This is a genomic window from Polyangiaceae bacterium (assembly GCA_020633205.1).
In the GTDB taxonomy this organism is placed as follows: domain Bacteria; phylum Myxococcota_A; class Polyangia; order Polyangiales; family Polyangiaceae; genus JAHBVY01.
On sequence record JACKEB010000028.1, the window covers coordinates 1 to 19,692 of the forward strand.

Here is a 19,692-nt window from a genome sequence, read left to right on the forward strand (position 1 = left end):
TGCCCGCAAGTTACACCGTCGGACCCTTGGTACCCGACCCGGTTTGCGTTGTCGACGTTGCCCCGTGGTCTCGCTCCAGCGGTGTGCTACGCTGCTTCATGGCTTGGCCGAAGAAGGGGACTCGCAGGCTCGTCGTCGATGGCGTGGAGTTCATGTGGCACCGGAAGGAGTGCTGCGAGTGCAACTCTGGGGTCCCGTTCCTCATGGGAAAGTCGGGTGGTCGCTACGTGTTGCGCGTCGAGGTCATTGATCTGGAGGTTCGGCCTCGGGACTACGCACGTGCTATGCGCTGGGCGCTGGCCAACGGCTGGAGCGCTGAGAAGGGACCGGACCGTCGGCTGCGCTTCAATGATGAGACCGAGGCGTTCGAGTGGATTCCGGACGACTGGAGCCTCGAGCAAGCCATGGCTCAGACTGCCATCGCTTGACCCCGCCTACTTCAAGCAGGCGCGGCGCACGCGGCGGCGTAGTGTGGAGCCACGCTGTTCGTCGACGAAGCGTTGCCCTGCGGCAGTGGATTCGGCCCCCGGGTGCTCCAGGCAATCTGTGAGCGCATGGTAGCCCGCGCGCCAATCTTGCCAGGCGTCGGTTTCGCTGAAGTCGGTGTCGTGACGGGCGAGCAAGCGCCGTGCCTCAGTGAAATCGCTGCGCGCTAGTGCCTGATCGACACGGGTGAAGAGGCGCCGCTGATCGTTCAGGCGCTGCCTGGCGGGGGTCATCGGGTGCGCCTGAACGCGCTCGGCGATGCTTGGTGCGCTCTGTAAAGGCGACTGCGCGTCGTCGCTTGGTTCCGCGAGGAGAGTGCCCACGAACGCGCAGCACAACGCCGCGAGGGCGCCACCGAGGAGCAGCTTGAGGTGCTTCTTGTTCATGGGATGCTCACCGTCCAGGTCACGGACTGCTCCAGGTCGTCACGGCTGTCTCTCACCCAAGGTGTGTCGTCGTAGGCGCGTGCCACCACGCTGTGCTCGCCGCTCGGCAGCAAAGCGAGGTCGAAGCACTCACCGCCGTCTTCCGTCAGGCTCTCGCCGTCCACCAGCCACTCCACCTTGAGCACGCTCGCGTCCACCAGGCGGACTTGGAGCACACCGGGATCGACCAACGTGGTGTCGTTCGGCGTGTGTGCGTCGATGGGCCGCACGATGGCGTAGAGGTCGTGAATCATCTTTTGCTGCGACGGCATGTTGAAGTAGTCGGGCAGCTGATTCATCTGCGAGTTGGTCGAGGGCCGATAGATGCCTTGCGTGCAGTAGCGGCCGCCTTCGTACACGCCCTGGGTGCCGGTGCCTGGCGTCTGATCGAAGTCGATCCACTCGGACCACTTCGCGCCGCTTGGGTCCGTGGTCACGTTGGGCTCCACGGCTTTGGTGCAGTCCGCGTTGGGGTTGAAATAGGCGTACTCGTCGGCGAGGCCATGAAAGGTATGCCCACCTTCGTGAATGCCCTGGCTCGATGCGTGTTTCTGCGGGGAATAGCCGCCGCTCCACACCATCACCTCCCCACCGCTCGCCCACCAGTTGTCTGGGCCGGCATTCAGCGTCACCGCCTCCCAGTCCACGTCGATGTTCGAGGGCATCAGGGCTGCGACCGCGCTATGCACGAGGCTGTTGTTCACGATGCCGAGGCGGGAGGTGTCGTCGCCCCGTCCGTTGAACGCGGTGTCACACAGTTGCCCAGTGTCCGCGTCATCTACGCAGGCGTCGTTGCTCGGCACTTTCAACGCGCAGATGTTGATGTAGCTCCAGTAGCGACGATAGGGCTCCCCAAGCTCCGTCAGGTAGCCTTGCTCGGTGTTGTAGAGCAGGTTCTTCACGTGCTCCATGAACAGCGTGTCCAACAGGTCCGCGGTGTAGCCGTCCCCCAAGATCACGAAGTTGACGCGATTGTCAGGGCGGCCTTTATCCTCGAGGATCTCACCGGAGCCGCCGCAGTCGAAAACATCGCCTCCCGCTTCGAGCCGCGGCAGCTCAGCGCCGCACGCCTGAAACTGCGCGCCCCCGCCGCTGCCGCCAACGGAAGTCACCGCTCCGGTTCCGGCGCTGCCACCGCCTGAGCTGCTGCCGCCAGAGCTGCTGCCTGCAGCCGTGTTGCCGCCGGCCGCCTGTCCCCCGCTCGCGCTGCCGCCGGCTCCGGGGCCGCCTCCAAAGCCGTTGTCTGAGCTCTTGGAAATCACGCAGCCCGTAACTGCGACGCAGGGGCTCAGGACGAGGAGGAGGACGGAAGTGAGGCGCGCTGTCTTCATTCGGGGCTCGTCTCGCGGTCGCTGTCTCCCGAGTGTACATCGTTCCCGTCACGGGCGCCTGGCTCAAGCGCGCCTCCCCCCCAAACCATCAACCGCTGGTGGGTGACGTTCCGCTGATCCAGTAGTTTATGCGTGGTCCGTGTTCTTCCACGTAGTGGTCCACGGCTTTTTCCACGTTGCTGTTGCTCGCTTCCAGCATTGCCGCCTCGAGCTCGCTCAGGGGCAGGAACATGCGCGTGAAGAAGCCCACCAGCTTCGGGTCGTAGTCCTTGTCGAAGCCTTGGCGCGCCAAGGCGTGGACCCGCTCTGCCGCGCCGAACGCACCCTTTGGATCCTCGAGGTAACGCAGCTTCCACTTGGCGAAGATCCAGTGGGGGCTCCAGGCGGTGACGACGATCCACTGTTTGCGGCGGATCGCGCGGTCCAGCGCCGCGGTCATCGCAGCGCCGCTAGAGGACACCAGCTGTTGCTTGAGGCCGTAGTCCTTGAGCGCCTGTTCGGAGACTTGCATCAGACCGCTCCCGGGATCGATGCCTTGGATCTTCCCGCTCAACTTCTCGGCCACGCCAGGCTTCTTCAGGTCTGCCAGTGACGCAACCTGAGCTTTCGGGACGTAGTCCGGCACCGCCCACCCCAGCTTCGCGCCAGTGTAGAGCGGCCCAAGGTTCACGACCTTACCTGCCACCTTCTTCCAGTAGTTGGCGTGGGTCTTCGGGAGCCACGCCATGAGCATCAGGTCGAGGCTGCCGTCGGCGAGCCCCTGATACTGGATCCCGACGTCCGCCATCACCAGCTCGACGTCGTAGTGCATGCGCTCCTCGAGGATGCGCTTGGCCAGGTTCGTCACGAACTCCGCGTCGGCCCAAGCGGTCCACCCGATGCGCACCTTGCGTTTCCATGCGGCATTGGCCGGTTTGGGGGCGACTCCAGACTCGCTCGCCGTTGCCTCGGGCTTCGCGCTGCCCTTAGGTGCGGCAGCCTCCGCCGCAGGCTCCGGGGAAGTCACGGTTCCGCCGCCGAAGCGTGCCACGTACCCGAGCGCGAGCACTGCAAGCACGACGAATAGCGCGTGCTTCAACTTGCCGAGGGGTGACTTCACGACGCGTCCTCCTTCTTTTGGGGGTGAGGTGCGCTGGTAAATAGCGCCGCAAGACGTGCGCGCAGCGGTTCCCTCGGTCCACTGCCAAAGCTCTGGGTGATGCGATCGAGCACGATGGCGAGCAGCACCACACCAATCCCGCCTTCGAAGCCGAGCCCGACGTCCAGGCGTTGAATGCCCCGCAACACCGAGTTGCCAAGCCCTCCGGCGCCAATCATCGAGGCGATCACGACCATCGACAGCGCGAGCATGATGTTCTGGTTGATACCGGCCATGATCGACGGCATCGCTTGTGGGATTTGCACCTTGAAGAGCAGCTGACGCCGGGTTGCACCAAACGCCAGTCCGGCTTCGACCATCTCTTTTGGCACCTGTCGGATCCCAAGGTTCGTCAAGCGCACCGCTGGAGGCATCGAAAAGATGATGGTCGCGATGGCGCCTGGCACGCGCCCCAAGCCGAAGAACATTGCCGCAGGGATCAGGTAGACGAACGCAGGCATGGTCTGCATCAAGTCGAGCACCGGACGCAGTGCTCGGTCGACCCAGTCCCTGCGCGCGGCCCAAATGCCTAGCGGCAAGCCGATCAGCAGGCTGAGCAGTGTAGACGACAACACCAGCGCAAGCGTTGCCATCGTCTCTTGCCAGAGGCCGAGGCTCACCACGAACGCGAACGCCACCGCGGTGAACGCCGCGAGCCCGAGGCCTACGCGCCACAGCGCGATCAGCACGAGCGCCGCCGTGACGAACCAGGCAGGGAGCCACAAGAGCCCTACCTGCAGCGCGTTGGTGAGCCCGTCGACGAACCACGCGATGCGATCGAACAGCGGCTGAAAGTGGGCGAGCAGGAAGCTCACCGCGCGTGAAATGGCATCCCCGATGGGCAACCGCCCCGGGACATCGGAAGTCATCATCCGCTCCTTCAGCTCGCCCGCGCGAGCGCTTTCAAGAGTTCGCGCTTGGAGAGCACGCCGGTGAGGCGCCCTGTTTCGTCCAAGACGGGGAGTGCGTAGCGGCTGTCCGCCACCTGAGCCACGACGTCGCCCAGGGGCTCGGTTGCGTCCAGCTTGGTGACGTCGAGCAGCGCGGAGTCGAGATCATGACCCGCAGCGAGCGCTGCGCGCAGACGCTGCTCGGTGACGAGCCCGGTGAAGGCGCCGCTCGGGGCACGTAAGTACGCGACGTCCCGCTCCGCCTGAACTAGCTGCTCGAGCAGAGCAGCAACGTCGCTCTCGGCAGCGTCGATCACCAGCTCGTCGTGGCGGGTGGCGACGTCGCCCGCGCGATAGAATTTCGCGACGTCCACATTGCGGAAGAACGAGCGTACGAAGTCATTTGCCGGGTTGTCCAGGATCTCATGGGGAGTACCGAGCTGCACGATGCGCCCAGCCTCCAAGATGAGGATGCGGTCACCGATGCGCATCGCTTCGTCGAGGTCGTGAGAGATGAACACGATGGTGCGCGAGTGCTGGCGCTGAAGCCGCACCAGTTCGTCCTGCATCTCACTGCGAATCAGCGGATCGAGCGCGCTGAACGCTTCGTCCATCAGGAGCACCGCCGGTTCGGTGCACAACGCGCGGGCGAGGCCGACGCGTTGCTGCATGCCGCCGGAGAGTTGAGGCGGGTAGCTCTCGGCCTGCGCTTTCAGCCCGACTTGTTCGAGTACATCGAGTGCCCGCTCCCGACGCTTCTGCTTTTCGACGCCGGCGATCTCGAGGCCGAAGGCGACGTTTTCCCACACCTTGAGGTGCGGCAAGAGCGCGAACGACTGAAAGACCATGCTCATTTTCTTGCGGCGCACGTCGATCAAATCGCGCTCGCTGAGCCCCGTGATGTCCTGACCCTCAATCAGCACTTGCCCGGAGCTCGGCTGGATCAGCCGATTGAGCATGCGTAGCAGCGTGGACTTGCCTGAGCCCGAGAGGCCCATGACCACGAAGATTTCTCCCGGGGAAACGCTGAAGCTCGCGTCTTCGACACCAATCGTCATCCCGGTGCGCTCGAAGATTGCAGCTTTGCTCACGCCTCGTTCGAGCATTTCGAGGGCGCGCTTCGGATGATCGCCAAACACTTTGTACAAGTGCCTGACCTCTACGGCGGGCGCTTGATCGATCATGGCCCACCGTAACGGGGTGCACCCCCCTTGGCAACCGACGCCCCTACAACGCGCCTCACCCCCAAACTCGCTGACCGCGCCGACGCTGCACGAGTCATCCTGAGCCAGCCAAGCGTTCGCTCACACTGACCTGTGGAAGTGCTGCTTCAAGGGTCTTCGAGAGCAGGAAACTACGACAAAAAATGTCCGATTCAGCGGACGTTCGCGGGCCAGAACTCTGGGAGCTCAGCGTATAATGGAGCATCCAGCGCGTATCGCTTCGAGCCCTCCCCCTCAGGTGAGTCGTTTGCTCGAGCGCGGTAGCGACGGTGTTCCGTTCATTACCGAAAGGAAACTCAAGTATGGACAATTCGTTGACCCAACGCGACGTTGCGCCCGCCCGAGGGTTCCCGGATGACTTCGTCGATGCTCCCACGGAGCTCCTCGTCCGTTGGGACGCACATCATCCGGATGGTGCCGTGACGAGCGAGTTATACACGGTGTCGAGTCAGACCATTCGCCGTCTGGCGAATCAGCGAGATCGCGCCCGTAGCGACTTGGACTACTGCCAGGTGTTGGCGCAGGCGCGCATCCACAGGCTCGAGCAAGAGCTGGAGGTTGCGACCCAGCGAGCCGTAGAGTTGGAGAAGCGCTTCGTGCGCTTGCTACTCAAGACGCGTATGCCTCCGTTGCAGGTGAAGTGAAGGGGAGCGAATGAATGGTTGCTGCCCCGCGCGCGAACTAGCCCCTGCCGTCGTCTAGCTCGATGCGCACACCGTTCATTGACTGGATGACGTTGCGACGGACGTTGCTGCGTTCAGCCCGCACGGGGCTTGGAGTGAGTGGATTCGGCAGTGCCCCCGCGATGAAGGGCCGGTCCGGATCTCCGTTCATGAACCCGACCGCGACTTCAGTGCCCGGTTTGAGCGGAAAGTGCATGCCGTAGTTGGGGCCTGCGTGGGACTGCAACATGCGCATGCGGCGGGCGGGGCGATGTTCGTCGGCCCTGTGATCCTCGCAGTTGAACACGACCTGATAGCGGCCTTGTTCGTCGAGGTTCGGTCTGGCGCTGTCTTCGCCCTGAATTACGCCGCTCAAGTAGCCGGCCACGCTCGGCCTGGGGGTGAGGAGCGCTGGGCGATAGGTGACGTCCAGCGGTTGCGCATAGAAGCGGGCGCTGAAGCCACCCTGAAGGCGGAATTCGACGCGGTGGACCAGGAGGCTCGTGTCGCACCCTTCCGAGTCAGGGTGCAGGCGGAACGAACCGCCGGCGCGCATGAGGAGCGAACCCGTGGTGCCTCGGTGCAGTGTGCGTCCGCAGCCAATTAATTCTGCGCGGATTTTAGCGAAGTATGCCACCTCCTCTGGCAGCTTCGGATGTAGGCCGTGCTCAACAACTCGGCCGTCACCCTCCGGGTGCACGCTGTGCTCGGCTTCCAGGCGCACGTGAGGCAGGCGATAGTTGTAGTCTTGGGTGGCGAAGCGGGCTGGCACCCGCTGTGTCCGCCTCGTGTGCTCCACGACCGAGTTCGGGGCAGCCTCTTCGCTGCCGCCGAACTGCGTGAACTGAAGGGTCGTCGTGGTTCCTGCGGCTGCACTCGGGTTCTCTGGTGCGTCCCCTTCGGCGCCACTTTCGAGCGAGGGACCTCGCCAGCACGCGATGTCCAACATCGCGGGGTTGCTATCCGTGAAGATGACGCGATCCCGCGTGCCGTGTTCGAAGCTAAAAGCGATCCCCCAATGCTCCATCAGACGAGAAACGAAAGCGAAGTCGGACTCTCGATATTGGAGCGCAAACTCGCGCGTGGGGTACTGCTCCGCTAGCCTGAACTCGTAGTCCACGCCTTTGTAGAGTCCAGAGCGCCAGAGCACGCGTTCGACAATCTCCTGCAAGGTGCCCTCGTGCACTTCGGTGTGGACATGGAACTTTGAGCTCCAGAGGCGGGGAGCGAAGCGCGCGACCCAGCAGGCGCTCTGGTCTTGGTCTGCTACGGACCCGCTCCTGTGCTCGAGCTCTATCAAGCAGCCATGCATGACCCGGATCACCTCGCCGTGGCGCTTGAATACAACCGCGGCCCGAGTGCCTGGCTTGAGGCATGCGTCCACGTCGATTTCACTGTCAGGAGGCGCGAACTCCAACGAGAAGTCAAAGCACTCGGAGATCGCATCGAAGCCCGAAAGGCGCAGCAGGCGAAACGTCTGGGGAAGGTCGGGGCACCACAACTCGAGTACTAGATTCATCTGCCTTGCTCCTTGATTCCCAACAGTGGGTGGCTGAGCTTGGAACCCGACGTGTCGGCGTCCGCGAGGCGTACGCCGGCGAGCTCGGCATCCAAGGTTTCTGTGTCGTAGAGGCTACTGGCGCGAAGATCCGCCTCTCGCAGATCCGCGTGCTCGAAGTTGCTCTCCATCAGATCCGCACGGCGCAGGTCGGCACGGCGCAGGTTTGCATAGCGAAAGCTGGCGGTCCGTGCGCGCAAGCTGCGAAGCTTTGCGGCTTCGAGCTTGCAGTGGGCCAGGGTCGCGTCATCGAACACCGCCAGGTCCAGCGTGGCGTTGCTGAGGTTCGCGCACTCGAGGTTCGACCCCGGGGCGTTGACGCCGCGCAGGAATGCACGAGGGAGCTCCGCGTCGGATGCGCGGAAGCGCGTCATATCAGCACCTTCGAAAACCGCTTCGGGTGCGAAGAGTTCGTAGGCGACAGTATCCACGAGTGTTGCCTTGCGGAAGTTGGCGCGAGGCGCTTCGGCCTGCGTTAGATTCGCCTGGGTCAGATCCGCCTCGGACAAGTCAGCGGACTCCAAGAGCGCACTGGTCAGCGTCGCGCCTCGTAGCTTTGCGCCCGCGAGCTTCGCCCCCGTCAGGTTTGCCCCGTTGAAGTCTGCCCGTTCCAGAGTGGCGCCCTGGAGGTTGGCCTGGGTGAGATCCGCCGAGCTGAGATCGCACTCGTCTAGGGTGCTGCAGCCCAAGTCTGCCGCGACAAGCTTTGCGTGGCTCAGCACCGCGGCGGACAGGATCGCGCCCCCCAAGCTAGCCCCAGCTAGATCCGCAGCGGTGAAGATGCTGCCCCTCAGCTGCCGACCGGAGAGGTCGAGACGCTTGAGATCGCAGCCGGTGAAGTCTCGACCCGCAAGCTCTTCGCCACTCGCGATCAGTCGCTCCACATTCTCGCGACTCATGGCGGGCGTTGCCCGCGGCCTGGCACGCCCCGGACCTCCAGCGGGAGGCAGCTGGCTGTGCAGTGCTCCCCGCTTGGACTGCCGCTCCGCGTCTTGCTCTGCGGAGAGAACGCCAAATTGTCGAGGGATGCCCGCGATTGCCGAAGCTCGCTCCGTCGCTGGAGGCTGCTCGCGTTCGATCTGCCGAGCGAACCGCTCCCGCACGAACTGGATGGACATCGGCGTGTCGAGTCGATCCGCGCACGCGTAGAGTTGGCTCAACTCGGGGGCGAGGGCGTTCGAGATCGGGAATTGCCCGCGCCACACGAGCTGGATGGAGTTCGTCGCGAGGTCGATGTGGAGCGTATCCAGGCGCAGCGCGAGCTCGACGAAGCGATAGCCGAAAGCAACAGAGCACTGAGCAAACGCTCGCGTCGTGATCCCTGGAAGCCGCGTTCTCACGGAGTCGTCAAAGAAGCCTTCGAGCCCGACTTCCTCATCCCCATTCAACCGCTCCAGGCGCTGCTGGATCGGAGCCGCGTTGTAGTAGTCGAAATTGAAATCCTTAGGGAAATAAGGCCAGCGGTCGCGAAGCCAAGCCTCGTCGTAGGTCCCCATTTGCTCATTGCGAGGAGCCTGGAACGGGTGCAGCGCTGCGAACGGCAACACTCCTGCACCGCGGACTTCGCGCCTCATTGCGCCGACCACCAGCGCGCGCTGCTTCTCGGGGCGCAGCTGAGACGGCAGCCCGAGGGTGACATCGACCAGGCGCTTGTAGGGTGATAGGTCTCCGCCGTACAAGGCGATGCCCTCCGGATCGTCTCCTTGAAAGCTCTCTCCGTTCAGGTGGTCCGCTTCAGCCTTTGGGATCGCCGCGCGCCTGGAGGTGGGATCGAAGGTCAGGCTCAGCTTGATGACGGCGACCAGGCAGTCCACCAAGCCCGCCCGGTCGGCTGCACTGCGGGCGGGCGCTGGGCGGTCTTCCACCGGGAGCTTGGTCGAGATGAGCTCCGCGGGCAGCTTCGTCGAGAAGGTCGTGCCCGTGAGCCCCGGTGCAAGCACCGTAGGGACTCGCTCTGGAGGGCGCCTATCTAGATCGAGCATCAGTAAAATCCTTGCGGTAACTTAGGTGGAACTCAGGGGGCGACGAGCACCACGGTCTGGCTTGGGGCAACCTGCATGCCGTTCGGTGCGTTCGGGTTCGCGCCGTTGTGTCCGGTCGTGCAGGTGAGGTAGGCGGCGCCCTTGCCCTCGACGATGACTTTGGCGCTGCCCTTCTTGAAGGTGATCTTCTGACCGAAGCCTCCCGAGACCACGCCCCCGCCCACGCCCGCTTCATCGCCCATCGACTTGGGGATTTCGGAGCCTTCCACCACCGCAGCCTTGTTGCGGATCAGCACCTTCTTGGAGGTCTTGCTGGCGCTGTTCACCTGGCCCATGTTCGGGAACGGGGTCGGGATGGGTGGTGCCGGTGGTGCGGGCACTTTGCAGGTGTCTGGCATGGCGAAGCACATGCCGTTCTCGACGCTGGACATGGGGAACATGGGTGTGTCCTTTCGACTAGCCGAGTAGAACTCGCTTGCCGTCCACCCGAGTTTCCTCCCGGCTAACGAGCGATGCTCTCTCCGCGAGGAAGCTGAGTGAGCGCCGAGCGATGGTGCGGATGCTCTGAGCTCGAGTTTCGTAGACGCGCTCCACGCGCCGGTAGACGTCGGTGCTGTGCTCCACGATGCGCTGGGCACGGAGTCGCCAGCTCGTGACTTCTACTTCTGCCTCCGCAGCTTGGAGACTGAACTCGCGACAGTTGCTCGAGACTCGTGGAGCATCGAGCTCCACCGCCTCGGCGCTCTTCAGCTTGAGGCGTCCGGCGCTGAGCAAGGTCAGGTCGCCAGCAGAGTGGAGCACCAGCGCGCCCGTACCGGCGTCGAAGCACGCGATCAAGCGACCGTCGCTGGCGTGCAGCTCGAGCTGCTCGTCACACGCGACGGCGCGGGCGCCACTCCTGAAGTGGATGTGGCGCGGCGCGCGCCCCTCGATCAGGGCACTGACACGCTTGCCTTCCGGCGGCACGAGCTCGCTCATCGTTGAAAGTCCTCCGCCTTGGCGCGCTTGGGGTCCGTGGCTCGTACGCCTTCCATGCGCGCTCCGCGCAGGCTGGCTTGACCCATTCGCGCCCGGTGGAAGTCCGCGTTGCCCAGGTCGGCGAAGCCGAGGTTCGAGTACTCCAGGATCGAATGGGAGAAATCTGCGTGGTTCAAGGCGGCGTGACACAACATGGCGTTCGTCAGATCCGCGCCGTTGAAGCGCCCGTGGTGCAGCTGGGTGTTGTCGAAGCGTGAGTTGGCCGCGCGGCTCTTTGAGAAGTTGGCTCGGTGCAGCACGCTCTGGATGAAGCTGCTGCGGGTGAGGACGGCGCCTTCGAAGTTGGTGCGCTCCGCTTTGCAGCGCACCAAGCTCGCGTCTTCAAGCATTGCCTCGCGGAATGACGCGTCGCTCAGGTCCGCTTCGTCGAGTTGAGCGCGGCTGAGGTTTGCACCATTGAAGCTCGAGTGGCGAAACTCAGCGCCGCGCAGGTCGAGGCCGGACAGATCCGCGTCATCGAACAGACACTGAACGAAGCGCGAGGAGCGGCCAACCACCGCCCCGCGCAGATCGGCTCCAGCGAACTGGGCCAAGGCGAAGCGCGTGCCACGGAGGTCCGCGCCGCTCAGTAGTCGGGTGGAAACCTTCGCCGTCTCCAGGTCGAGGCCAGCCAGATTTGCGCCGCTGAGATCCGTTCCGCCGAGCTGGGTGTTGAACAACGTGCTGCCCTGCACGTCGACATGGGCCAGGCTGGCGTCGTCGAGCACCGCCTCGTTGAGGTTCGCCGACAGGAGTCTGCTGTCCATGAGGTTCGCTCCGGCTAGGGACGCCCCTTGCAGGTTTGTTTCCGAGAGGTTGCAAACGTGCAGGGTGGCGTCATTCAAGAGCGCGCCGCGCAAGTTGGCTCCGCGCAAGTCACACGCCACGAAGTGGCAGCGCGTCAGGTCAATCCCGCTGAGATCCAGGTTGCGCAGGTCGAGTGCATAAGCGACTGCGCCCAGCGCCTCGTCCGCAGTGGCTTTCGCCAGAAGGTCGTCTCGGTCTTGAATCGTGGGCATGGGTGGCGTCTCCGATCGGGCGGGGTGTTGCCCGATTGGTATGCGCCTCCTTGCCCCCACCGCGCAATGACCCGGGCCGCGCTTTAACCCCGATTAATTTCAATCAGATACCGCCGGTTCTTTAACCCGACTTAATCCGCCGGGAAGCGCTTCCGGGCCTACCTTCAACTCGCGAAGGCGCCGCGTTTTCAGAGCGCTGTCACAAGGAGAGATACCAATGGATGAACTGAACTTCCGTGCCCTTGAAGAGCTTCGTCAACAACACGAGGCGCGCGCCGCTGCTCGCGCCAGCAGTGGGGAAGAACAAGCAGAAGAAGGGCCGCCGGAGAGCGCCAAGGCGCCGAAAGCAAAGCCAGCAGGCACAGCCAAAGAGCCGGCCATCGATTGGAGCACGGAGCCGGTGCCGGCTTACAGCAACGGGCTCCAGCTCGCGTCCTCACCCGAAGGCTTCGCGCTGGTCTTTCTGGAGCACACCCGCTTTCCCGGTCGACTTGCCCCAGGGAATCAATCCGGGCAGGAGCGTGCGCGCATTGCAGCCTCCTTGCGCATCAACCCCGACGTCTTCTTTCAGATGCTCACTTTGATGGCTTCGAGCTGGAACCAGTTCGTGAACGAGTACGTGGATCCGCGGATGCGTCAGCCCAAGTTCAAGCTACTCGACGCCGGGGATGCGCAGCTCCAAGGCTTATCAGAGAAGCAAAAGGGAGACGCGTAGTGGCTGGGGCCACGGTGCCGCCGCACGAGGCGTTCGTGCAGGGGGTGGAGGTTCCTGTCGTCGTCACTCTCAACGACCCGCAGGATGCCCCGGGCGTCGAGCTCACCGACCTCAATGGTGACTACACGTTCGCGCCCGTCAGTCAGGCTGCGACGACCATCACGCTGCAGTTTCATCCAACTCAGGTCGGGAAGAGCGGTGCGAAGCTCACGGTAGGTGGAACCGAGGTGCCCCTGAACGGGCAGGGGAAGTTCCCCATCGAGTTCGAGAGCGACCAAGTCAACCTAGGCGACGTGCTCATCCAGGCATCTGGAGCGGGAGGCTTCGTTGCAAAGAACCACACCGTCAAGTCCGTGCAGCTCAAGTTGGAGGGAGCCGATTCCTCTGCCTTCCAGCTCTCCCCAGCGCAGCTGCCGGCGTTCGGCTTTCCGGTGTTCGTCCGAGTGGATTTCACGCCGAACGCGGCGCGTTCGTTTTCGGCGACGGTGACCTCAGACTTCGCAGGCAGCGGCGGTCCGACGCTGGTTCTGCAGGGCAACGGAGTTACGCAGACCGACGATGGCTTCATCCAACAGGGCTTCGACCCTGGGGATGACGGCATCCCGACACCAGACGATGCGACGCGCTTCTCGGTGTTCGTTCCAAGGCACGAATCTCATTTCAACATGGGTACACCTGACGCACGCACAGGTGGAGTGAAGGTTGAGGGGATTGGTTTGCAAACGGACCGAGACATCCTGTTTGCGGCCCTGGGGGAGGAGCGAACGGTAGCGGAAGCGGGAAAGGAAAAGACATTCCAGGTCTCACGCTTGGGGGCCGTCGCGACGGGAGACGTCGTTGTTCAGTCGACCACGAAAGACGTCTTCACCCTCGGCAAAGAGCGAAACATCATGGCCTCCTCGGGGTCCTCCTTCGTGGTGGCAAACGACGGCATCTTCATCGCCACGCTCACCGGCGACGAGCTCGGCAAACCGGAGCAAAACACCGGCTTCCCCGTACCAACCGTGGATAACGACGGTGCTCCGGCCACGACGACGGCAGCCAGCAACGCATCCAAGGCGTTCAGCTCGTTCGACGCCATCCTCGCGGGCGCAGTGACCTACGTGAACTTTCAGCGGCGACGTTTCGCAACCACCTGGTCTAGCAAGGTCTCGAGCTCGCTCGGAATCGTAGCGGGCGTTGCTGCCTTCGGCACTGCCGCCGCGGCCGGCACCGGCGCGGTACCTGGAGTCGTGATTTACGGTCACGCGGGGGTCTTGCTGGGGACGGGCGGCTTTGGCTCATTCTACGCGGCGGTTGGCATGGTGCTCAGTAGCGCGATGCCTCTCGTGTTGGGGGTGGAGACCGAAGTGGTCGCGCTGGACTCCCTATCCATGTGGGCGGGAAACGAGACCAGCCTCTCGGGCGTGCACGCCAACGTGATTCACTCGCACCGAAAGGTGTCCATCGTCGCAGACGGGGAGACCCCAGGCTGGCCCGTGTCGATCGAGCGCGGAGACGTCGAGATCCAAGCGAAGCATCAGGTTAGGACCGCCACGCTGGCAGGTGGCTATGAGATGGTCATCGAACCTGACCGCACGCGCATAGGCTTGCCTGTGGCGGGCCCCGCCAGGAACCCCGCTGTCCCCCTGCCTCCGGCTGCACTTCCAGGGAGCCTCGAGCTCGGCGACCGCCTGGTGCAGTTCACCGTTGCGGGGGTGAGCGTTGCGCTAACCGATACCACGCTCACGTTGTCCGATGGCCAAGGCACCGTCGTGCTCAACGCCGGAGGCATCACGATGACTGGGGCCAATCAAGAGACCGCCACACTCGCTGCGGGGAACATCACGTTCAACGCCAGAGCGGCGAATTCTCAAATCAATCTCGACTCACGTCAGATCAACTTGCGCGCTGGGCAAAATGCCACCACTCCAACCGCCCAGTTTACCCTGACTCAAATCGCGGGCGGAACCGCTGAGCTGCAGGGGACCCGCATTCTCCTTGGCTAGTGCCCCACAAGCCAGCCGGGTTGGCAAGGCGATCCTGTGTCACCCGTGCCAACCTCGCGGAAATGCGAATCTCTGTTGGATCCGTGTGGTCTGTCCCAGCGTGGCGGCCGAGTGTCCTGAAAGAAGCTCGCAAACCGTCCGCCTTTGAAGAAAACCGATGTGGGCGCGCGTCGAATCGGTCAATATCCGTACGGAACATTGATCATGACGAACATTCGGATCCTGTCGCTGCTGTCAGTCCTTGGCTTGGCCGTCGCTTGCGCGCCCGCACCAAGGGTCGCCTTCGATGCGCTTCCCGCTTCACTCCGAGTCCCGGAGCCAGGGCCGAATGACGGGTACTTTCTGAACGTGGATCAGCCGAACGAGCCGATCAGGGTTCCGGTGCGTTATGGGTACACGCAGAGAGCGCCGTTCCTCACGTCCTTCTATACGTTCCGCGGGGAAGAGGTGACGTCCCACCGGCTAGAACTCTTCGAGTTCTACTCGAATCCAGGGAGTCCAGGCGAGCGCGCAGATGGGGAGTACCCCGCGGTGGCCTTGATGGCGTGGCCTGGTGAGATGCAATACTGTTCGCCGGAGGCGAGCATCGCGGTGCAGCACAACACGCTGCAGAGTGTGCGCGCGGGGAGCCTCCGCGTCTTGCCTCGCTGCGGTGACGCAACGGGCGCGGGTAGCGGCGCTTTGGATTTGCAATTCGATCTGCAAAGCGGAGATTTCGGCGCCGTGCAGGGAACGGTCGGGGGAACTCCTATCGACGATCCCGTCGTCATCCCCAATCACGTCACCGCCCTCGATCATAGTCGAAGGAGCTGGGTGGCCTTCACGACACTGAATGGCGGTCTGCGTGCCGTCATCGAGGGGCAGGGTGCGCATCAGAAGGTGCTCTGGGCGCAGTACGTTGATTTCGGTCGTCCCCGAGAGGTCGCACAGATGTGTGCCGGTTCTGGCTCTACCGTCGAGCTGGTGCGCCAGAGCGGGGCGTGGATGGTGAGACGGGTGCATCTCGAGCACGTGGCGGAGCCTGTGCTGTGCTCCCAGCAGAGCGTGGAGCCTGCACGGGTGGAGCTGTTCACCAAGCGCCCGCCGGCTTGGGAGCCGTTGCCGGCGCTCCCGGAGTGAGCGCCGTTTCGCTCGTCAGAACAGAGCGCAAAAAATAGTGAGCCAAATAGGCGCCGCCAACCGACTCTTAGGCGGCGCTTCACGTGTGCGCTCGCTCTCATGGCCCAAAACGTCCTTGAACTGCCCCCCCGCGCGTCGGACGCGGAGCTGGTGTCCAGCGCCCTCGCGGGCGACGCACAGGCCAAGGAGCAGCTGTACAAGCGCCATGTGCGGATGGCCGCCGCCACGGCTTATCGCTTGCTGGGTGGCGACACCGATCTAGAGGACGTGGTCCAGGACAGCTTCGTCGCGGCGTTCGCCACCTTGGGCAAGCTCGAAAACGCCGATGCGTTTCCGGGTTGGTTGAGTCGCATCGTCACGCGCACCAGCATCGACACCATTCGGCGCCGTAGGCTGCTGGCGCGCCTGGGGATCTTGCGCTTGCAGCCAATCCACGTGGAAACGCTCGTTTCGCCCGCTGCGCCTCCGGAGGTCGCCGCGCAGCTCAGCGCCGTTTACCGCGTATTGCAAGAGCTGCCGACGGCGGAGCGTGTGGTGTTGGTGCTGCGCCGAGTGGAACAGCTGACCATCGCCGAAGTTGCTGAGCGCACCGGCTGGTCGCCAGCCACGGTGAAGCGCAAGCTCGCACGGGCCGAGAAGCACCTGGATGGGTTGAGGGGAGCCGAGGAGGGGACAACATGAAGGTCGTCGCCAAGAAGCGCGTCGCGGACTACGTCGAGCCGCGTCTGTCCGAGCCCAGCATCGAGCGTATGTGGACCACGATCGAAGCGGGACAGCGTACCCAGCGCTCCCCGTCTGCTTGGTGGTTGCTCCCCGCGGCGGCGGCGCTCGCTTTCGTGGCGCTGGGTGTTCTGCGACCCTGGTCTCAGGATAGGCCAGCGGCCATCGCCACCCCGGAGCCTCCCGCGAGCAGCCGCGCGGAGACCTGGCTAGCGACCGGAACTCAGAGTAGGGTATATCCTCTAGGAAACGGGAGCCAGCTGGAGCTCGCCCCGGCGACTCAAGTGCGGCTCGATCGGGGGGAGAGGGAGATCCGCCTTCGCCTCGAGCGCGGACGCGTCGACTGCAGCGTCTCGGCTGGTAGCGCCGTGCTGATTCACGCTGGGCCCGCCGAGATGCACACCCAGGCCGGCGCGACTGCCTTTCACGTAGAGCTCGAAATGCGCCTCGAGCAAGGCCCGATGTTGCGCGTCGGAGTCGACGGGGGACACCTCGAGGTGAAGAACGAGTCCACGGGTGAGCGCCTGGCGCTGCTCGGCGAGGGACAGACTTGGACCAACGTGAAGCTCTCCGATGACGAGCCGGCGCCAGCTCCCAAGCCAACACCGCAACCCCCGGTGGTCAAGCAAGCACCCCCAGCGCCGCCCAGCGCTCAGCCTGCAAGCGATCCGGCGGCGCTGCTTCGCGACGCCCAGCAGCACCGCAAAGACGGCGACCCGGCAGCCGCTGCCGCCGACTATGATCGCCTGCGACGGGAGCATCCAGCCGACGCCCGCGCTGGTTTGGCGGCGTTCGAAGCCGGGCGCATCCGTCTGGAGCAGCTCGGCGACGCGCGGGGCGCGCTCGCTGCATTCGATGCGGCATTGACGTCAGGCAAAGGCGGGTTCTTCGTGGAGGACGCAGAAGCCGGTCGCATTCGCGCACTCGCAAGATTGAAGGAAGAGCCCCGTTGTTCAGAAGCTCGCGCCGCGTTCCTCAAAGCGCACCCGAAGAGTCCGCACGCCGCCGAGGTGCGGCGGCTCTGCAAGGCTCCATGAGCAGAGCTGGTTCCGCGGTCTTCATCGCCTGCGTTCTGCTCAGTGTGCCAATGCTGGAGCAGACGGCTCGTGCAGCGGATGCTTGCCCCGAATCGTCACGACCGCTGATCGTGATGAGCGCGCAGGTCAAGCCGCCCGATCAAATCGTCGCAGACGCGCTGAGGGACCACCTGAAGACGCAGCTCGCGGAGCGCGGTATCGATCTGTGTGTTGGATCCCCTGGGAAACGGGCACCCATCGGCCAGGTCACGCTGATCATCGATCGCCCTGACAACGGCCCTGTCACCGCGCTTGTGCGCATTGGTGACAACGTCACTGACAAGCGCGTCGAGCGCACCATGGATCTCTCCGGTATGCCCGCTGACGCTCGCGCGCTGGCGGTCTCATCGTCTGCAGACGAGCTCTTGCGGGCGAGCTGGGCGGAGCTGATGATTGCTGACGCCCCAGCGCCTAAAATGAAGCCGCCCGCTGAGGTGATGAGCGCGGTGGAGAGCTCCCTCGTAGTCGCTGAACCTCCCCCCCAAACCCGCGCGCTGGAACTCGGTGTACTCGGTAGTGCCAGCGCCTCGAAGGACATGCTCTCGTTTGGACCGGAGCTGATGGGCGCGTATTACTTTGGGGAACACGTGGGCCTCACGCTGCGCCTGCAGTTTGGTTTCACCCCTGAAAAGGACTCCCAGAACGGCAGTGTGAAGGCTTCGAGCCAAGGCGCGAGTCTTGGCTTCGCGTACGTCTTCAATCGACACGCTGATTCCGCAGGGCTCAGCTTTCAGACGGCGGGTGGTGTGCGACGGGTGGGGTTTACCGCACGCGCCAACCAAGGAGTGACGGAGGCATCGACTGCTGATTGGGCTGCCGATGTCGCTGCTGGGCCCTGGGGCTGGCTCCAAGCGGGGCCGCTGCGTTTCACGCTGGGCGCAGAGTTCCTGTATGCGTTGCGCCCGACCAGCGCGCGCGACACCGGGGAGTTGGTGCTAAGTAATGAAGGCATTGGAGGTCGCGTGAGCCTGGGTGTGCTCGCGGATCTGTGAAGCGGTTTTCTTGAATGGCAGTGAGCCAATCCGCGCGGCTCACCCGACTCTTGATCCGGTACCGACGTCTGTCGGCGCTCTGGAGGTGTTCTCGTGCGACGAATCTTGACTGCCAGCCTGTTGCTCTCTCTGCTCGCCACCTTCGGGTGTGATGGGGGCAGCAATGAAGTCCTCGATAACCCCGACGGCGGAAGCGGCGCGAGCGGCGGGAACGGGAATGGCGGCAGCGGTGGCAACGGCGGCGGCGGCAGCGGTGGCGCTGCCGGCACAGCCGGTGGCAACAGCGGCGGTACCGCGGGTACGACGGTGAACTGCCCAGACGGCACCGCGAACTGTCCGGAGCTGAGCTGCGCGCCTGGCTACACCTGTACAGCAGATCCGGATGACCCCGGGACTGTGTGGGTGATGAAGGACGACGGCAACGTCAATGGTCCCAGCTGCCAAAAAGTATGCGAGCGAGCACTGCCGCAAAACTGCTCCTACTACGCGTGCGACGATGGACGCAGCGTCAACCACAAGGACATGGCGAGCTTCGGCAAAATCGCTGAGGGGCTCGGCTTCGAGTGTCGCGAAGGCGGCTGCTGGGACTCCGTGTCGCCGACCGCCGGGCAAGTGGTGGTGTCCATCGATACCGATGCTAACGGCGCGAAGTCATGTTATTTCCCTAAGGAAACTCAGTTTGACTGCAGCATCGACCCGGGCAACGCGAACTGCTTCGGAGAGCGCTACTCCTCGATTTGCCCCTGCGTGGTCAAGCCCCTCGACGAGGCGTGCAACTGGGAGTGCCCGCCGAACAACACGACGCGTGCAACCTGGAAGACCAGCGGCACCAGCTGCCTCGAGCGCATCAACTACTGGCGTAAGCGCGCCTGTGAAGAAGGCTGGGTGGAGTGCCCGCCCGCCGGGCTACCACCCATGGCCGAGTGCACCGCTTGTCACGAGTGCGCCAACTCCGAAGCGGCATGGGACAAGGACCACGGGGCGCACGACTCCTTCAAGCGCTGCGGTGAAAACGTGCAAGGCGAAGGCGGCGGAGCAACCTGCGCTGACGTGATCGACGCCTTCGTCTCCGAGCGCGCGCCTGACGAAAACGGCGTGATGCGTTGTGAGGGGCACTGCGGTCCCATCTTGAAGCCCGGCTGTCAGACCTTCTTCTGGGGCAAGGACAACGACTCCGGCTTCCACACGCTCAACTGGGGCTCATGCCCCGTGGACCAGTGCCAGGGCTACTGCAACGACAACCCCGGCGACTGCTTTACGGTGGACACCTCACCATCGCTGACGTGTGACGACCCGAACGCTGGCGCGGAGGCAGGCCCGGCGATCCAGGCCTGCGAGTGAGCTAGCGCAA

Annotated in this window: 19 protein-coding genes; 9 read left to right on the forward strand and 10 right to left on the reverse strand. The window is 64.0% G+C overall.

Annotated features, from left to right (window positions below):
• Positions 1 to 98: 98 nt before the first annotated feature.
• Positions 99 to 428, forward strand: a complete 330-nt coding sequence (locus H6718_36140; GenBank protein MCB9590892.1) for a hypothetical protein — start codon at positions 99 to 101, stop codon at positions 426 to 428.
• A gap of 6 nt (positions 429 to 434) precedes the next feature.
• On the opposite strand, the gene H6718_36145 is transcribed toward H6718_36140, so the two are convergent.
• The 5 genes from H6718_36145 to proV form a co-directional block, all read right to left on the reverse strand.
• Positions 435 to 872 carry a hypothetical protein gene (locus H6718_36145; protein ID MCB9590893.1) on the reverse strand — a complete coding sequence of 146 codons (438 nt, stop codon included), beginning with the start codon at positions 870 to 872 and terminating at the stop codon, positions 435 to 437.
• Positions 869 to 2,242, reverse strand: a complete 1,374-nt coding sequence (locus H6718_36150; GenBank protein ID MCB9590894.1) for a hypothetical protein — start codon at positions 2,240 to 2,242, stop codon at positions 869 to 871. The genes H6718_36145 and H6718_36150 overlap by 4 nt, the downstream gene beginning before the upstream one ends.
• Positions 2,243 to 2,330: 88 nt before the next feature.
• On the reverse strand, positions 2,331 to 3,248 hold the full coding sequence (locus H6718_36155) for a glycine betaine ABC transporter substrate-binding protein (protein MCB9590895.1): 918 nt from the start codon (positions 3,246 to 3,248) through the stop codon (positions 2,331 to 2,333).
• An 89-nt stretch (positions 3,249 to 3,337) separates the two neighbouring features.
• Positions 3,338 to 4,249, reverse strand: coding sequence for a proline/glycine betaine ABC transporter permease (locus H6718_36160; GenBank protein ID MCB9590896.1), 912 nt, complete (start codon positions 4,247 to 4,249; stop codon positions 3,338 to 3,340).
• A gap of 11 nt (positions 4,250 to 4,260) precedes the next feature.
• Positions 4,261 to 5,454, reverse strand: coding sequence for a glycine betaine/L-proline ABC transporter ATP-binding protein ProV (gene proV, locus H6718_36165; protein MCB9590897.1), 1,194 nt, complete (start codon positions 5,452 to 5,454; stop codon positions 4,261 to 4,263).
• Between the two features lie 341 nt (positions 5,455 to 5,795).
• Here proV and H6718_36170 point away from each other — a divergent pair, with 341 nt between their 5' ends.
• Positions 5,796 to 6,137, forward strand: coding sequence for a hypothetical protein (locus H6718_36170; GenBank protein MCB9590898.1), 342 nt, complete (start codon positions 5,796 to 5,798; stop codon positions 6,135 to 6,137).
• A 37-nt stretch (positions 6,138 to 6,174) separates the two neighbouring features.
• Here the strand turns inward: H6718_36170 and H6718_36175 are convergent, their stop codons facing one another.
• From H6718_36175 to H6718_36195, 5 genes are read right to left on the reverse strand one after another with little or no spacing between them, the layout of a single operon-like run.
• Positions 6,175 to 7,674: a hypothetical protein gene (locus H6718_36175; protein MCB9590899.1), complete on the reverse strand. Its 1,500-nt coding sequence runs from the start codon at positions 7,672 to 7,674 to the stop codon at positions 6,175 to 6,177.
• Positions 7,671 to 9,695: a pentapeptide repeat-containing protein gene (locus H6718_36180; protein MCB9590900.1), complete on the reverse strand. Its 2,025-nt coding sequence runs from the start codon at positions 9,693 to 9,695 to the stop codon at positions 7,671 to 7,673. Before H6718_36180 ends, H6718_36175 begins: the two co-directional genes overlap by 4 nt.
• Positions 9,696 to 9,727: 32 nt before the next feature.
• Positions 9,728 to 10,135 carry a DUF4150 domain-containing protein gene (locus H6718_36185; protein MCB9590901.1) on the reverse strand — a complete coding sequence of 136 codons (408 nt, stop codon included), beginning with the start codon at positions 10,133 to 10,135 and terminating at the stop codon, positions 9,728 to 9,730.
• Positions 10,136 to 10,151: 16 nt separating this feature from the next.
• Positions 10,152 to 10,673 (reverse strand): DUF3540 domain-containing protein, encoded by a 522-nt coding sequence (locus H6718_36190; GenBank protein ID MCB9590902.1) that lies wholly within the window; start codon positions 10,671 to 10,673, stop codon positions 10,152 to 10,154.
• Positions 10,670 to 11,731, reverse strand: a complete 1,062-nt coding sequence (locus H6718_36195; protein ID MCB9590903.1) for a pentapeptide repeat-containing protein — start codon at positions 11,729 to 11,731, stop codon at positions 10,670 to 10,672. The genes H6718_36190 and H6718_36195 overlap by 4 nt, the downstream gene beginning before the upstream one ends.
• Positions 11,732 to 11,948: 217 nt before the next feature.
• On the opposite strand from H6718_36195, the gene H6718_36200 reads away from it, so the two are divergent.
• The 7 genes from H6718_36200 (at position 11,949) to H6718_36230 (ending at position 19,682) form a co-directional block, all read left to right on the forward strand.
• Positions 11,949 to 12,446, forward strand: a complete 498-nt coding sequence (locus H6718_36200; protein MCB9590904.1) for a hypothetical protein — start codon at positions 11,949 to 11,951, stop codon at positions 12,444 to 12,446.
• A complete protein-coding gene (locus H6718_36205) occupies positions 12,446 to 14,434 on the forward strand; it encodes a hypothetical protein (protein ID MCB9590905.1) in 1,989 nt (662 codons plus the stop codon). Before H6718_36200 ends, H6718_36205 begins: the two co-directional genes overlap by 1 nt.
• A gap of 204 nt (positions 14,435 to 14,638) precedes the next feature.
• The gene (locus H6718_36210; protein ID MCB9590906.1) at positions 14,639 to 15,553 is read left to right on the forward strand and encodes a hypothetical protein; all 915 of its coding nucleotides are present in this window, start codon (positions 14,639 to 14,641) and stop codon (positions 15,551 to 15,553) included.
• Positions 15,554 to 15,652: 99 nt separating this feature from the next.
• Positions 15,653 to 16,234: a sigma-70 family RNA polymerase sigma factor gene (locus tag H6718_36215; protein MCB9590907.1), complete on the forward strand. Its 582-nt coding sequence runs from the start codon at positions 15,653 to 15,655 to the stop codon at positions 16,232 to 16,234.
• The gene (locus tag H6718_36220; GenBank protein ID MCB9590908.1) at positions 16,231 to 17,310 is read left to right on the forward strand and encodes a FecR domain-containing protein; all 1,080 of its coding nucleotides are present in this window, start codon (positions 16,231 to 16,233) and stop codon (positions 17,308 to 17,310) included. The genes H6718_36215 and H6718_36220 overlap by 4 nt, the downstream gene beginning before the upstream one ends.
• Entirely contained in the window at positions 17,307 to 18,341 is a 1,035-nt protein-coding gene (locus H6718_36225) for a hypothetical protein (GenBank protein ID MCB9590909.1), read from the forward strand. Before H6718_36220 ends, H6718_36225 begins: the two co-directional genes overlap by 4 nt.
• A gap of 93 nt (positions 18,342 to 18,434) precedes the next feature.
• The gene (locus H6718_36230; GenBank protein ID MCB9590910.1) at positions 18,435 to 19,682 is read left to right on the forward strand and encodes a hypothetical protein; all 1,248 of its coding nucleotides are present in this window, start codon (positions 18,435 to 18,437) and stop codon (positions 19,680 to 19,682) included.
• Positions 19,683 to 19,692 lie beyond the last annotated feature (10 nt).

Coding starts and splice junctions, on each gene's coding strand:
- H6718_36215 (MCB9590907.1), top strand. CDS start 15,653: ATGGCCCAAAACGTCCTTGAACTGCCCCCCCGCGCGTCGGACGCGGAG.
- H6718_36145 (MCB9590893.1), bottom strand. CDS start 872: ATGAACAAGAAGCACCTCAAGCTGCTCCTCGGTGGCGCCCTCGCGGCG.
- H6718_36180 (MCB9590900.1), bottom strand. CDS start 9,695: ATGCTCGATCTAGATAGGCGCCCTCCAGAGCGAGTCCCTACGGTGCTT.
- H6718_36160 (MCB9590896.1), bottom strand. CDS start 4,249: ATGACTTCCGATGTCCCGGGGCGGTTGCCCATCGGGGATGCCATTTCA.
- H6718_36200 (MCB9590904.1), top strand. CDS start 11,949: ATGGATGAACTGAACTTCCGTGCCCTTGAAGAGCTTCGTCAACAACAC.
- H6718_36210 (MCB9590906.1), top strand. CDS start 14,639: ATGACGAACATTCGGATCCTGTCGCTGCTGTCAGTCCTTGGCTTGGCC.
- H6718_36185 (MCB9590901.1), bottom strand. CDS start 10,135: ATGTTCCCCATGTCCAGCGTCGAGAACGGCATGTGCTTCGCCATGCCA.
- H6718_36150 (MCB9590894.1), bottom strand. CDS start 2,242: ATGAAGACAGCGCGCCTCACTTCCGTCCTCCTCCTCGTCCTGAGCCCC.
- H6718_36195 (MCB9590903.1), bottom strand. CDS start 11,731: ATGCCCACGATTCAAGACCGAGACGACCTTCTGGCGAAAGCCACTGCG.
- H6718_36220 (MCB9590908.1), top strand. CDS start 16,231: ATGAAGGTCGTCGCCAAGAAGCGCGTCGCGGACTACGTCGAGCCGCGT.
- H6718_36170 (MCB9590898.1), top strand. CDS start 5,796: ATGGACAATTCGTTGACCCAACGCGACGTTGCGCCCGCCCGAGGGTTC.
- H6718_36175 (MCB9590899.1), bottom strand. CDS start 7,674: ATGAATCTAGTACTCGAGTTGTGGTGCCCCGACCTTCCCCAGACGTTT.
- H6718_36190 (MCB9590902.1), bottom strand. CDS start 10,673: ATGAGCGAGCTCGTGCCGCCGGAAGGCAAGCGTGTCAGTGCCCTGATC.
- H6718_36225 (MCB9590909.1), top strand. CDS start 17,307: ATGAGCAGAGCTGGTTCCGCGGTCTTCATCGCCTGCGTTCTGCTCAGT.
- H6718_36140 (MCB9590892.1), top strand. CDS start 99: ATGGCTTGGCCGAAGAAGGGGACTCGCAGGCTCGTCGTCGATGGCGTG.
- proV (MCB9590897.1), bottom strand. CDS start 5,454: ATGATCGATCAAGCGCCCGCCGTAGAGGTCAGGCACTTGTACAAAGTG.